Consider the following 13,880-nt stretch of genomic DNA (forward strand, 5'->3'; position numbering starts at 1 on the left):
GCACGGGGTGCGCTTCGTTCGTGGGTGCCGGCCCGGTGTGGCTGGTTGCGCCCGCGCGGCGGTAGCCGCATGTCGAGCACAGCCCCGCGCTCCTGAGGGCGGTTGCGGACGCGGGGCGACAGGCGGGGATCGGGCACAGCCCCGCGCCCCTCGGGGCGGTTGTGGACGCGGGGCGTCTTGGGGGTGCTGGCACCCGGGCCTACGGCTTCAGGTAGGTCTCCAGGGCTTCTACCACCATGCGGTGGTCCTGGAGTTGGGGGAGGCCTGAGACGGTGACCGCGCCGATCACGCCCACGCCCTCGACGGTGATGGGGAAGGAGCCGCCGTGGGCCGCGTAGGTGTCGGGGTCGAGGCGGGAGGAGTCCTCGAAGGTCGTGCCCTTGGCGCGGAAACGGGTGCCGACCAGGTAGGACGAGGCGTGATAGCGCTCCACGACGCGGCGCTTGCGGGCGATCCACGCGGCGTTGTCGGGCGTGGCGCCCGGCAGGGCGGCGTGGAACAGCTGCTGCCCGGCGCGGTGGATGTCGACGGCGACGGGGGCCTGGCGCTCCCGGGCCAGCTCCACCAGCAGGCAGCCGAGGCGCCAGGCGTCGTCGGGGGTGAACTCGGGGAATACCAGGCGCCGTTCCTGCGCCTCCAGTTCCGCCACGCTCGGCGTCAGCTCGGGCGCGATCTTCGGCGTCACGGACGCCGTCCTGTGCGTGCCGGTCACAGGGACACCACCACTCCGTCTCGGGCCGAACGGCGAGCCGCCTCCAGGACGTCGAGGGCGGCGGCCGCCTCCGACGCGGTCACCGGGTTCGCGGCGCCGTCGCGCAGCGCGGCGGCCACGGCAGCGTAGTACGCGGGGTAGTCGCCCGGGAGCGTCTCCACGGGGCTGCCGCCGCCGGTCGGCGGGGACTCTCCGGCGCCGAGCGCGCCCCACTGGTCCGCGGGCTCCACGCCCCAGGCCGAGCCGTCGCCGGGGCGGGCGCCCTCGCGCAGGGCCGCCTCCTGCGGGTCCAGGCCGTACTTGACGTAGCCCGCCCGCGAGCCGAGGACCCGGAAGCGGGGGCCGAGCTGGGCGGCCGTCGCGGAGACGTAGAGGTGGGAGCGGACGCCGTTCGCGTGGGTCAGCGCGATGAACGTGTCGTCGTCCGTCCGCGCGCCCTCACGCCGTACGACCGCCTCGGCGTACACCGACACCGCCGGGCCGAAGAGGACCAGCGCCTGGTCGACGACGTGGCTGCCGAGGTCGTAGAGCAGACCGCCGATCTCGGCGGGGTCGCCGGACTCCCGCCAGCCGCCCTTGGTCTGAGGGCGCCAGCGCTCGAAGCGCGACTCGAAGCGCCACACGTCGCCGAGGGCGCCCTCGGCGATCAGCCCCCGCAGCGTGAGGAAGTCGTTGTCCCAGCGGCGGTTCTGGAAGACCGACAGCAGCAGGCCGCGCTCCTCGGCGAGGGCCGCCAGCTCGCGGGCCTCGGCCGCGGTGCCCGCGATCGGCTTGTCCACGACGACCGCGAGGCCCGCCTTCAGGGCGGCCGTGGCCAGCGGGACGTGCGTCTTGTTGGGGGAGGCGATGACGACGAGGTCGAGTTCGCCGGCGCGGTCGAGGAGTTCGTCGGCGGTGGCCAGGATCCGGACGTCCGGGAACTCCGTGCGGGCCTGCTGCTGCCGCTCCGGGTTCGAGGTGACGACGGTGTCGAGAGTGAGGCCCTCGGTGGCCGCGATCAGCGGCGCGTGGAACACGGAACCGGCCAGGCCGTATCCGACGAGGCCGACGCGCAGGGGGCCTGAAGGGCTGCCGGAGGGGCCGCCGAGGGGAGTGGTGCCAGTGCCAGTCATGCAGCCACTTTCGCAACGCTGTTGCGAAAGTGCAAGCGCGGGGGAGAATGGGCGGGTGAACACGGCGAGGGCGGACGCGGCCGACGAACGCGGCGAGGACGGCGAGCACGGCAGGACCGGCGCCGGGCGGGGGCCGGGCGCGGCCGGGGACTCGGTGGCGGAGACCAGGGCCGATCCGCCGCGGGCCGTGCGTGCCCCGCGCGGTGGCCCCGGCGTGGCCGGGACCGCGCGCCCCGGCCGCCTCCCGCCGAGGAGCTCCGGGTCGGCCCCCGGCGAGGCGGCCGCCGCCGCGCGGGGCTCCGGCGGCCCGGCACGCGGTATCGGCGCCACCCGCGCGCTGGGCCCCGGCCGCCGTGTCACCGCCTCCCGTGCCGCCGGGCCCGGCCGCGCGGGCGGCGGTTCACGCGCGTCCGCCGGGGCGAACCTTCCCGACCTGCGCAGCCACAACACCGCGCTCGTCCTCGGGCTGCTGAGATCGGCCGGGGCGGACGGGATCAGCCGGCTGGAGCTCGCGGACCGTACGGGGCTGACCCCGCAGGCCGTCAGCAAGATCACGGCACGGCTGCGTACGGAGGGACTGGCCGAGGAAGCGGGCCGCAGGGCCTCCACGGGAGGCAAGCCGCGTACCGTCCTGCGCCTCGTGCCCGCCGCGGGCCATGCCCTCGGAGTCCACCTCGACCGCGACGAACTCCGCGTGGTCCTGGTCGACCTCGCGGGAGAGGTGGTGGCCGAACGCGGGGCCCCGCTGGACCTGGGCGCGGGCTCGGAGGCCGTACTGGACGTGGTGGGGCGGGAGGCCGATTCGCTGCTGCGGGAGCAGGGGCCGTCGGTTCATGGCGCCGACCGTTCCCCGGAGGCCGGGGCGGCCGACGACCGGCCCGGCCTGCTCTCCCACGCCCGTACCCTCTTCGGGCTCGGCATCGCGCTGCCCGGGCCCCTCGACCACACGCACGGCGTGCTGCACCGGGTGACGGGGTTCCCGGAGTGGGACGGGTTCCCGCTGCGGGACGTGCTGGCGGAACGACTCGGTGTGCCGGTCGTCGTCGACAAGGACACCAACGCCGCCGCGCTCGGACTCTCCGTGGCCGGGGCGGGCGGCTCCTTCGCGTATCTCCACCTCGGTACGGGGCTCGGGGCGGGGCTGGTGATCGGCGGAACCGTGCATAGGGGGGCGCGTACGGGGGCGGGGGAGTTCGGGCATCAGGTGCTGGCCCTGGACGGGCCGCTCTGCAGCTGCGGCAACCGTGGCTGTGTGGAGGTGCTGTGCCTGACCGCCGTCGCGCGCGGCGACATCGCCGAGGCGGCGCGTGTGCTGGGGGTCGGTGCCGCGAATCTCGTGGGGCTGCTGGACATCGACGCGGTGCTGCTCGGTGGGCGCACGGTCGATTCCGCGCCGGGGGCGTTCGTGCGGGGGGTCGGTGCGGTGCTCGCGGCGCACGCGCTGCGCTCCAGCGACCAGGACACGCCCGTGCCCGTCCTCATCGCGCCCAACGGCATGCGCGGTATCGCCGAGGGCGCGGCCCAGCTTCTTCTCGCGCCCCTCTTCAACCGACCGGAACACTGAGGGTTCCGGGGCGGGGGGTGCGGGTGCCGGGGCTGTTCGTGTGTCGGCTGCCCGTGCGTGGTGGGTGTTCGCGCAGTTCCCCGCGCCCCTAGGGCGGTCGTCATCTCGGGGCCTGGGCGTACGGGTCGGCGTCCCCACCGTATGGGCACCCACCCGTGTCACCCTGACCCCCGGCCGCCACACGCCCCAAGGGGCGCGGGGCGGTGTCGATGTGCGGCTCCGCCGCGTGGGCGCGATCGGCCACGACGTACGGATAGTCGGCATCGCACAGCCCCCGGCAGACGCACCCCACCCCAACGCCCGCGTCCTCCCGACGTCCGGCCGCCAACCGCCCCAAGGGGCGTGGGGCGGTGTCGATGTGCGGCTCCGCCGCGTGGGCGCGAGCGGCCACGGCGTACGGAAGGTCGGCATCCCACAGGGCGCGGGGAACTGCGCGACCATCCACCCCGTACGGAAAGTCGGCGCACAACCGCCCCCCGGCAGACGCGCCCGTCCGCTGATCGGGCGGTGTTGGCCCGCCCCACGGTGCGGCACCCCCACACCCCCGCCCCACCCGTGATGCTCATGTGTTTATGCGACTGCCCAAGTCCCCCGGACGACCCAGGCTCAAATTGCCCACCCCCACCACCCTCTGCCTCGCCGCAGCCGCGGCCACCCCCCTCCTCGCCCCGCCGGCCACGGCGGCAGCCACCCCCCTCACCGCCCTCGCGCGAGCCAACTCCTGCACCGCCGAAGGCGGCACCGCGTTCCCCCTGGCCACCCGTATCCACGGCGGTCCCGAGACCTACGCCCCCGGCGGCGGAGCCGGTGTCTGGTACGTCGACCTGACGAACACCACCGACCGCCCCTGCACCGGCGTCCACCCGGTCGTCGTGCTGGCCGACGAGGAACGGGCCCTGCGCACCGCCCAGCCACGGCTGGAGTTCTACGCCGACGGCCGCCCCCACCCGGTCCGCTTCGAGACCACCGACGAGGACGAACTGGTGGGGGCGTTCGCTGACGACGCGGCCGGGTTCGCCGGGTTCAGCGTCGGCCCGGGAAGGACGGTCACCGTGAAGGTCCGTCTCACCCTGGCCGAGGACGCCGTACCCAACGAGGTGACCGCCACCGCGGCCGTCGTACAGCGGCAGGACGACGACGGCGAATGGGTGGGCCGTTCGAACGACTACCGCTTCACCGTCCGGGACAGCCCCAGGGACCCGGCCGACCCGGAGGGCACGGCGGACCCCACGGCCGCCCCGGCGTCCCCGCCCGCCTCCGGCGCGCCGACCGGCCCCGCCGACCCCTCGGCCCGCCCCCGCACGGACCGGTTCCCGCTGTCCGCGGAGCTGGCCAGCACCGGCCTCGCCTCCCTGCCCACCTTGCTCGCGGCCGGCGCCGCCCTGCTGCTGGCGGCCGGCGCCGCCGTCATGGCCAGAAGCCGGGGCCGCCGCTGAGCCCCCGGAACCGGGCGGCCCGGCGAACCCGTCTGGCACATGGAGCGCGTGCCGCTCGCCGACGATTGAACGGGTGAGCTCCTGATCGCCACCGGCCCCGGCATCACCCCCGGCTCGACGCGCCACGACGTGAAGATGCCGGACGTGGCCGCCACCGCCCTGGCCCACCTGGGCGTCGCCCTCGACCCCGCCTGGAACCTGGACGGCCGCCCGCTCCAGCAGCCCCGGCCCGACGACTTCGACACCCTGCGGCCCCAACTGGCCACCCGCACCGACGAGACCGGCATCCCGGCCGCCCTCCTCGGCTACACCCGCACCCCGCCGGCCGGCTGGTCGGTCGACAACTCCGCGATGGGCGGCGGCGGGGTCACCGAGTGGCGCGGCTGGTCCTTCACCACCGACGAGTTCTGGACCCAGGCCCAGCGCGACCAGCAGCGCGAGTCCAACGTCCGGGCCCGCGGCGTCTTCGCGCTCGCCGACGGCGACGAATGGCACGACAAGGCCGTCACGGGCACCTTCGACTCCACCCTCGTCAGCCCGGCCCACCCGGTCACCGGCGGCCGTCCCGCCACCCTCACCCACACCACGTACTACCGTCAGGAGGCCCCGCAGAAGGGCGAGGTGTCCGTCTCCTACGACGGCGCCGCCCCGGTCCTCGTCCGCACCTACACCGCGGACGTCCCCTCCCGCACCGAGACCATCACCCTCCAGGTCCCCGCCGGCGCCACCACCGCCCGCGTCCGCTTCCGCTACACCGCGGGCAACAACTGGTACTGGGTGATCGACGGGGTCCGGATCACCAGCGCCTAGTTAGGCTGTGGGCGTCGGTACGCCGTGGTTCCGGCGCCCCCAGCAATGCCCGTACGCAACGCCAGGAGACCGAGCAACATGGCAGACCGCAGGCCCATCGAGTCGTGGCTCACCGACATGGACGGCGTCCTGATCCACGAGGGTGTCCCGATCCCCGGCGCCGACGCGTTCCTGAAGAAGCTCCGCGAGTCCGGCAAGCCCTTCCTGGTGCTGACCAACAACTCCATCTACACCCCGCGCGACCTGCACGCCCGGCTGGACCGCATGGGCCTGGACGTCCCCGTGGAGAACATCTGGACCTCCGCGCTCGCCACCGCGAAGTTCCTCGACGACCAGCGCCCCGGCGGCACCGCCTACGTCATCGGCGAGGCCGGTCTGACCACGGCCCTGCACGACATCGGCTACGTCCTCACCGACCACGACCCGGACTACGTCGTCCTCGGCGAGACCCGCACCTACTCCTTCGAGTCCATGACCAAGGCCGTCCGCCTGATCAACGGCGGCGCCCGGTTCATCTGCACCAACCCCGACGAGACCGGCCCATCCACCGAGGGCCCGCTCCCGGCCACCGGCGCCGTCGCCGCGCTCATCACCAAGGCCACCGGCAAGCAGCCGTACTTCGCGGGCAAGCCCAACCCCCTGATGATGCGGACCGGCCTCAACGCCATCGGCGCCCACTCCGAGACCAGCGCCATGATCGGCGACCGCATGGACACCGACGTGCTGGCGGGCATCGAGGCCGGCATGAAGACCTACCTGGTCCTCACCGGGCTGACCGGACCCGGGCAGATCGAGAACTTCCCGTACCGCCCGTCCCGGGTCGTCGACTCGATCGCGGACCTCGTCGAGCGGATCTGAAACCCGCCCGGCGGGCGAACACACCCGTTCGGAGCAGCCGGACCCCCTCCGAGGATGCGGGGTCCGGCCCGGCGGGGGAGTCTCCAGATATCTGGAGGTTCCACGATGAGTCACCTGCGCATCACTTTCTGTGCGGCGGTCCTCGGCCTCACCGCCCTCGGCATCCCGGCCGCCCACGCGGCGGACCCGGGCGTCTCGATCCGACCCCAGTCCCCGGCGCCCGGCGGCGAGATCGCGTTCAAGGTCACCGGCTGTTCCGGCAAGACCGGCACCGCCAGCTCCTTCGCCTTCGTCTCCGACGCCCGCCTCACCGGTTCCGAGGGCACCCTCACCGGTGAGACCAAGGTGCGTTCCGACGCCGAACCGCGCTCCTACGACGTGACGATCATCTGCGGCGACATCCGCGGCAAGGGCTCGGTCACCGTCACCGCCCACCCGTCCGCCCCCGCCTCCCCGATCGCCCCCGTGCGCGCGGGCGGCGGCGGGGCGTCATCGGGCCTCGCGTCCGTCGACGCCCGTACCGCGGACGGTCCCGGCGTCGCCGAGACGATCACGGGGCTGCTCCTCGCGGGCAGCGCCGCCGCGGCCGTCGTCCTGCTGCCCCGCGCCCTCGGCTTCGCCCGCTCCGGCAGGACCTCCGAGGCCCGGCGGAGCCGCGGACGGAAGTGACCGCCATGTCCGGTCCAGAACGCGCCTCCGGCACCGGCCGGTTCCTGACGGGGCTGGCCTGGGCGGTCCTGCTGTTCGCCCTGTGGCTGTGGGGCCAGCAGATCACCGGCGTCCGCAACGGCACCGCGGCCCCCGCCACCGGCGACATGGCCGCGGTCGGCCGCCCTCCGCAGGACGACCTGCCGGCCGCGGTGAAACCCCTCGGCGACGCCCTCCCGCAGCGCGTCGACATCCCCGGCCTCGGCATCCAGGCCCCCGTCGTGGCCCGCGGCCTCGACGGGGACGGGGCCGTGGACCCGCCGCCGTTCGACCAGCCCGGCGTCGTCGGCTGGTACGCGGGCGGCGCCGCGCCCGGGGCGCCCGGCGCCGCGGTACTCGTCGGCCATGTCGACACCGAGACCCGCCCGGCCGTCTTCTACAAGGTCAGCGCCCTCGTGCCGGGCGAGACGGTCCGCGTGGTCCGCGACGACGGCACGGTCGCCGAGTTCACCGTCGACGACATCGACGTCGTCGCCCGCGACCACTTCGACGCCCAACAGGCCTACGGCGTACGGGAGAAGGGCCGCGCCGAACTGCGGCTGATCACCTGCGGCGGCACCTTCGACAAAGCGAGCCGCAGCTACACCGCCAACGTCGTCGTCTCCGCCTACCTCACGGGAACCGGCGCATGACCTGCCCACCTCGGTGTAACGGGTCATGGACAAGACCCGTCCGACCTCGTGACCCTCCCGGCTCCTATGTCAGGATTGAGCCTTGGAACAAGGCACTCCGAGGGGGAGTTCGATGTCTGGCAAGAGGGGGGCGGGGCACCGTCACGCCTCCGGAGCGCGGCTGTCCGCGGCGGCGCTGGGGGCGGCGCTGCTCGTCGCGGGCTGCTCCTCCGGGGACGGCGGGGACTCCGGCGACGACCCGGGCACGGCCCGGATAACCCAGCAGCCCAAGGGTGCGAACCCGTTCTGGGTCAACCCGGACAGCAAGGCCGCCGGGGAGCTCGCGTCGCTCGAGAAGGACGGCAAGAAGACCGAGGCCGAGGGCATCCGGAAGATCGCCGAGCAGCCGATGGGCGAGTGGATCAGCCCGGAGAGCCCGGAGGCCGAGGCGCGCGGCTACACCGAGGCGGCGGAGAAGGCCGACCGCACGGCCCTGCTCGTCCTCTACAACATCCCGCACCGCGACTGCGGCCAGTACTCCGGCGGTGGCGCCGCCGACGGCAACGCCTACCGCGAGTGGATCGACGGCGTCGCCAAGGGCATCGAGGACCGGCCCGCCACGGTCGTCCTGGAGCCTGACGCAGTGCTCCACCTGGTCGACGGCTGCACCCCGGACGAGTTCCACGAGGAGCGTTACGACCTCCTCAAGTACGCCCTCGGCAAGCTGGGCGCCCTGCCCGCCACCAAGGTCTACCTCGACGCGGGCAACGCCGGCTGGGGCCACCCCGACCAGATCTTCGAGCCCCTGAAGTGGGCCGGGATCGACCAGGCCGACGGTTTCGCCGTCAACGTGTCGAACTTCTACACCACGCAGGACTCCATCGCCTACGGCAAGCAGCTCTCCGCCAAGGTCGGCAACAAGCCCTTCGTCATCGACACCAGCCGCAACGGCAACGGTCCCTACGCCGAGGGCGACGAGTCCGAACGGTGGTGCAACCCCCCGGGCCGGGCCCTCGGCGAAACCCCCACCACGAAGACGGCCGACCCCCAGGTGGACGCCTACCTCTGGGTCAAGCGCCCCGGGGAATCCGACGGCGAATGCAAGGGCGGCCCCAAGGCAGGCGAATGGTGGACCACCTACGCCCTGACCCTCGCCAAGGGCTGACCCCCCACGCAGTTGCCCGCCCCTCAAAAGACCGCGCAGTTCCCCACGCCCCTAAAAGACCGCGCAGTTCCCCGCGCCCCCAGAGGATGCGCGGCTCCCCGCGCCCTTGAAGGAGGCGCGGAAGCGCGCCTCCAGGGGCGCGGGGAACGGCGCGATCAGCCACGAACCACCCGCACCCGCCAACAGACGTGCGGAAGCACGTCTCCAGGAGCGCGGGGCTGTGTCGATGTGCGGCTCCGCCGCGCGGGCGCGACCAGTCACGACGACCCCGCACCCGCACGTCTTTAGGGGGTGCGGGGAACTGCGCGAGAAGCGACGACGGACCCGCACCCGACAACAGGCACGCGGAAGCTGCTTTCAGGGACGCGCGGCTGTGTCGATGTGCGGCTCCGCCGCGCGGCCGCGACCAGACACGACGGCCCCGCACCCGGCAACAGGCACGCGGGAGCGAAGGGCAGCGTCCCCGCGCCGCCGCCGCGGCGGCAAACCGCCAACCGCCCACCCCCGCGGAGCGAACCCGCGGGAGCGGACAGCCACGTCACAGACCCAGCCCCCGGCTAGGGAACCCGTACCCACCGGGCCTCGGACGGCACACCCTCCCCGTCGGAGACGAACAGCATGTACCACCCGGCCTGCACCAGATTCCGGTTCTTCGGCACGGTCACCGTCACCTCGTCCCCGGACACGGAGAAGTCCAGCGCGATGGACCGCTGATCCACGTCCGTGACATGCGTGGACGCCGACGGCCGGATCAACCGCACCGTCTTGACCGACTTCGCGTCCCGCGACGTGAACGTCCCCGACTCACCCCGCTCGATCGACTCGGGCCCGCCGGACAGATCCGGCCGCGCCCCCTGGTACAGATACGGCGGCGTGTAGATCTCCACCCGCTGCTCGAACTTCCCCGGCTTCGTGTTCCCCTTGTCCGCGTAAAGCGAGTCGGACCCGAAGAACATCACCCGCCCGTCGGGCAGCAGGATCGACCCGGAGTGGTAGTTGCGCCCCACCAGCGGGTCGGCGACCCGGTCGAAGGTGTTCGAGTCCGGGTGGTAGATCCGGGCCTGGAGGATGTCGGACCCGCCGCGCCCGCGATAGTCCTCCGATCCGCCCGACACCAGCACCGTGTCGTCCGGCAGGACCGAGGCCTGCGGGTACCGCGTGCCCTTCTCCATCGAGGGCCCGTCCACGAACCTCGGGTCGTCGGCCTTGAGGTCGACGATCCGGGTCCGCCTGGAGGACTCCCGGGACTCGCCGACACCCCCGCCCCCGATCACCATGTACTTCTCGTCCTGCGCCGGAGGCAGCAGCACGGTCCCGGCCGTCTCCATCTGGTCGGCGTCGCTCAGCCCGGGAATCTTCGTGAACTTGTTGGTGTCCACGTCCCAGACGCCGGGCTCACGCCCCACGTTGTCGGGCCCGTACCCCGCGTTGGCGCCGGAGTAGAAGACCTTGCCGTTCTGCATCAGGAACAGCGCGGGGTACGTCGGGAACTGACGCACCTTCTCCGTGTACGTCCACTTCTTGGTCTCGGGGTCGAAGATCTCGTTCTTCCCCGGCACCAGCTGTCCGATGTCGTCGAGCCCGGACACGCTGAGGATCCTCCCGTCGCTCAGGGTCGTGAGCGTCGGGTACCAGCGCGCCTCGTTCATCGGGTCGACCTTGATGTACTTCTCGGCGACCGGATCGAACTCGTAGGCGTCCCGGATGCCCTGGAAGTCCTTCTTGTCCAGGGCGAGTTTCTGCGCGATGCCGTACGTGTTGCGCGCGGCGGCGCCGCTCAGGCCCTGCACGCGGTAGTTGTCCTGCGTGCCGGTCTCGTGCTTGGCGCCACTGCGCTGGGCCTCGACGTAGATACGCCCGAGACCGGGGTCGTTGCGCAGGAACTCGCCCGTGACCGGGTCGAAGACCTTCTTGGCGCGCGGCACCAGCACCGGGTCCTTGGAGACGAAGGTCTTGCCGTTCGCCTTGCCGGTGAACTTGGTGCCCGCAGGCAGCGTGATCGGCTTGTCCGGGTTCTCGTTGTGGACGATCATCAGGCCGCCGGCCTTGGTGACGTCACCCTTGAGCTTCTCGTACCGCTTGGTGCCGCCCGCGATCAGCAGATTGCCGTTGGCGAGCTGGGTGTGCCCGGTGCAGAACAGGTCGCTCGGCGTCGGCACCTTCTTGATGGTCCCCTTGACCGGGTCCCAGATCCGGGTGTCGAACTTCTTCGCGTCGAAGTTGTCCTGGTTGTTGCCGGACCCCGCGACCAGCAGGATCTTGCCGGTGCGCAGCAGCGCCGCGTGGATGGTGTTCTGCCGGTACTCCTCCGGGAACTCCACGATCTCCCAGCGGCCGTTGGCGGCTTTGTACTCGGGCTTGTCGATCTGGTACTGGTGGTATTTCTCGGTGCCGAAGCGGTAGAGCCACGGCCCGTTCATCCCGGCCAGCGCGAGTACCACCGCCGTGCCTATCGCGAGTCGACGGGCCCGACGGCGGCCTGCACGGTCGTTCATTCCTTACGTCCCCCAAGGGCGATCTGCATGGTCTGGTCGGTGCCCCCGTGCGCCGCGGGCCAGCCCTGCTGGGGCGGGTGCGGAGCGGTGTGCGCGGGCCCGGCGTCCGGTGCGCCCGTGGCGGGCGGCTTCGCGGCCTGGCGCAGCTCGTAGCGCCAGACGAAGATCGGCGTGGCGGTGATCAGCAGCGCGAAGCACGCCCAGATGATCATCGCGGGATGGGCGTGGCCGAAGACGAAGCCGGCGGCGATCGAGCCACCGAAGATGGCGATGAAGTACCAGTGGTAGCGGAAGGTGCCGAACCACCGGTCCGGGCTCGCCGAGTCGCCCTTGGGGGTGACCACGAACTTGCTCTTGCGGCGCAGCGCGGAGTCGATGAGCGCCTTCGCGTAGAGCGGCGCCGACAGCGCGGACATCACCATGCCGGCCACACCGCCGGAGCCCTCCGGCTCGTGCGGCGAGACGTTGTGGCGGCGGTTCCAGATGTACAGGCCGATCTGGAGCGCGGAGGCGTTGCCGTACAGCATCAGCCACACGGTCGGGTCGATGTTCACACCCGAGGCGCCGAGGCCCAGGAACAGCGCACAGCTCAGGGCCGCGAGGATCCAGTTGAGGGACGAGATCGGGTAGAAGATGATCATCATCGTGTAGTTGAAGAGCTTGCCGGGGGGCATCGTCCCCCAGCCCCTCCAGTACTGCTTGAGGATCGTCTCGTACGTACCCCGGGACCAGCGCATCTGCTGGGTGAAGAAGTCGGTCCACGCGCTCGGGCCCTCGCCTACGGCGAGCACGTCGGGCGTGTAGACGGAGCGCCACTTGCGGCCCGTCGCCGGGTTCTTGTGGCGGTGGATCTCGAACCCGGTCGCCATGTCCTCGGTGATCGAGTCGTACAGGCCGCCGATCTGCTTGAGCGCCTTGATGCGTACGGCGTTGGAGGTGCCGACGAACATCGGGGCGCCGTAGCGGTTGCCCGCGCGCTGGATCAGGGCGTGGAAGAGGAACTGCTGCGACTCGGCGGCCTTGGTGACGAACGTGTCGTAGTTGCCGTACACCTGCGGGCCGATGACGAAGCCGATGTCCGGGTCGCGGAAGAAGCCGAGCATCCGCTCCAGGTAGTTGGGCAGGGGGATGTGGTCCGTGTCGACCGAGGCGAAGAAGTCGTAGTCGTCGCCGTGCGCCTCGAGCCAGGCGTTGTAGTTGCCGTGCTTGGTCTTGGCGCGGTGCGGGCCCTTGGCCTGGTTCCACTTGGCGACGCCCTTGCGGGAGAAGTGGTGCACGCCGAGCCGGGCGCACACCTCCTTGACCTCGGGGTCGTCCCCCTCGTCGAGCAGCCAGACGTGCATCAGGCCCCGGTGGCGGATCTTGACGGCCGCCTCCAGGGTCTTCGTCACCATCTCCAGCGGCTCCTTGCCGGGCACGAAGGAGGTGAGGAAGGCGACGCGGGTGCCGGTCTCGGGAACGACCGGGATCGGGTCGCGGGCGACCATGGTGGCGTGCGCGTTGGACACCACGTTCATGCAGCGGAAGGTCTCGATCAGGCCGATCGAGACGAGCATGACGATGTCGAGGGCCGGCAGGAAGTCGTAGGCCGGGTAGTCGCGTTCCGTCCAGTGCTCGGGCTGGAGCAGCCAGAACAGCAGCACCAGCGAGAGCACCGGCGCGGCCATGAGCATCAGGGCCACCCGGATGCGGTGCGGCTCCTGGGATATGAGCGAGCGGTACTGCACGCGGTACGGCTTGTTCGGGTCCGGCTGGGTGAGGGGGCCCGCCAGCCTGCTGTAGTGCTCGTAGTCGTAGCGCGGGAGCGTCTTCTTGATCCGGCGGAAGGCGCCGGTGTTGCCCGTCCGATGTGAGACCGCCCTGAGCTGGGTGGTCTGGGACGGGTCGGAGTTCCCGTGGGCGCCCGCAGGCGTCGACGTCATGAGTCATCCCCCCACACGCAGGTCACCGCGTGTCTGTCGGTTCCTTTCGCCTGAGACCGGTCCCCCTCGACCTGCTCAGGCGTGTCTGTGGTGGGTCCATGTCACCACGCCATCCACACCTTATAGACATGGAAACCTGGCCCTCCGGTTGCATGATGCCCCCCTCGGCAACGGTTCGGGAACGAGTCATACGCCCCGCCCGCCGCGCAACCGCTTTCCGCGCCGTCCCCGGTGGCGCGTTCTGTGCCCCGGCCTCTTTGCCCGCCAGGGTTCTACGCCGTTCGGCATGATCGCAAGATGCCCAGCACAAGAAGGCCCCCCGCAGCTGCGGGGGGCCTTCTTCGTCTGTGCGCCGCCAGGGACTCGAACCCCGGACCCGCTGATTAAGAGTCAGCTGCTCTAACCAACTGAGCTAGCGGCGCCTGCTGACATCGTTAACTCTACATGACCACCGGACGTGCTCCCGACCACCTGCGAGGGGGCCGCA

At 72.0% G+C, this 13,880-nt stretch carries 11 protein-coding genes and 1 tRNA gene; 7 read left to right on the forward strand and 5 right to left on the reverse strand.

The features are described from left to right. Nucleotides 1-199: 199 nt before the first annotated feature. Nucleotides 200-685 carry a heme-degrading domain-containing protein gene (locus tag ACFYR0_RS16270; RefSeq protein ID WP_389327423.1) on the reverse strand — a complete coding sequence of 162 codons (486 nt, stop codon included), beginning with the start codon at nucleotides 683-685 and terminating at the stop codon, nucleotides 200-202. A 23-nt stretch (nucleotides 686-708) separates the two neighbouring features. Beyond that, nucleotides 709-1,824: a Gfo/Idh/MocA family oxidoreductase gene (locus ACFYR0_RS16275; RefSeq protein WP_389327426.1), complete on the reverse strand. Its 1,116-nt coding sequence runs from the start codon at nucleotides 1,822-1,824 to the stop codon at nucleotides 709-711. Nucleotides 1,825-2,161: 337 nt separating this feature from the next. Between ACFYR0_RS16275 and ACFYR0_RS16280 the strand changes: the two genes are divergently transcribed. From ACFYR0_RS16280 to ACFYR0_RS16310, 7 genes are all read left to right on the forward strand, one after another. Then, complete coding sequence (locus tag ACFYR0_RS16280; protein WP_389327750.1) at nucleotides 2,162-3,388, forward strand: ROK family protein; 1,227 nt, start codon at nucleotides 2,162-2,164, stop codon at nucleotides 3,386-3,388. Between the two features lie 611 nt (nucleotides 3,389-3,999). Beyond that, the gene (locus ACFYR0_RS16285) at nucleotides 4,000-4,824 is read left to right on the forward strand and encodes a hypothetical protein (RefSeq protein WP_389327429.1); all 825 of its coding nucleotides are present in this window, start codon (nucleotides 4,000-4,002) and stop codon (nucleotides 4,822-4,824) included. Nucleotides 4,825-4,968: 144 nt separating this feature from the next. Then, nucleotides 4,969-5,634 (forward strand): hypothetical protein, encoded by a 666-nt coding sequence (locus ACFYR0_RS16290; protein ID WP_389327432.1) that lies wholly within the window; start codon nucleotides 4,969-4,971, stop codon nucleotides 5,632-5,634. Between the two features lie 78 nt (nucleotides 5,635-5,712). Further along, nucleotides 5,713-6,492, forward strand: a complete 780-nt coding sequence (locus ACFYR0_RS16295; RefSeq protein ID WP_389327435.1) for an HAD-IIA family hydrolase — start codon at nucleotides 5,713-5,715, stop codon at nucleotides 6,490-6,492. Nucleotides 6,493-6,597: 105 nt separating this feature from the next. Beyond that, entirely contained in the window at nucleotides 6,598-7,161 is a 564-nt protein-coding gene (locus ACFYR0_RS16300) for a hypothetical protein (RefSeq protein WP_389327438.1), read from the forward strand. Between the two features lie 5 nt (nucleotides 7,162-7,166). Beyond that, nucleotides 7,167-7,832, forward strand: a complete 666-nt coding sequence (locus ACFYR0_RS16305) for a class F sortase (RefSeq protein WP_389327441.1) — start codon at nucleotides 7,167-7,169, stop codon at nucleotides 7,830-7,832. A 112-nt stretch (nucleotides 7,833-7,944) separates the two neighbouring features. Next, nucleotides 7,945-8,976: a glycoside hydrolase family 6 protein gene (locus ACFYR0_RS16310; RefSeq protein WP_389327444.1), complete on the forward strand. Its 1,032-nt coding sequence runs from the start codon at nucleotides 7,945-7,947 to the stop codon at nucleotides 8,974-8,976. Between the two features lie 557 nt (nucleotides 8,977-9,533). Here ACFYR0_RS16310 and ACFYR0_RS16315 read toward each other — a convergent pair. The 3 genes from ACFYR0_RS16315 to ACFYR0_RS16325 form a co-directional block, all read right to left on the reverse strand. Further along, nucleotides 9,534-11,471, reverse strand: a complete 1,938-nt coding sequence (locus tag ACFYR0_RS16315; protein ID WP_389327447.1) for a galactose oxidase-like domain-containing protein — start codon at nucleotides 11,469-11,471, stop codon at nucleotides 9,534-9,536. Beyond that, nucleotides 11,468-13,393 (reverse strand): glycosyltransferase family 2 protein, encoded by a 1,926-nt coding sequence (locus tag ACFYR0_RS16320; protein ID WP_389327450.1) that lies wholly within the window; start codon nucleotides 13,391-13,393, stop codon nucleotides 11,468-11,470. The genes ACFYR0_RS16315 and ACFYR0_RS16320 overlap by 4 nt, the downstream gene beginning before the upstream one ends. Nucleotides 13,394-13,741: 348 nt before the next feature. Beyond that, nucleotides 13,742-13,815, reverse strand: a tRNA-Lys gene (locus tag ACFYR0_RS16325). Nucleotides 13,816-13,880: the final 65 nt, after the last annotated feature.

Source organism: Streptomyces sp. NPDC005017 (genome assembly GCF_042873115.1).
Taxonomy (GTDB): Bacteria; Actinomycetota; Actinomycetes; order Streptomycetales; family Streptomycetaceae; genus Streptomyces.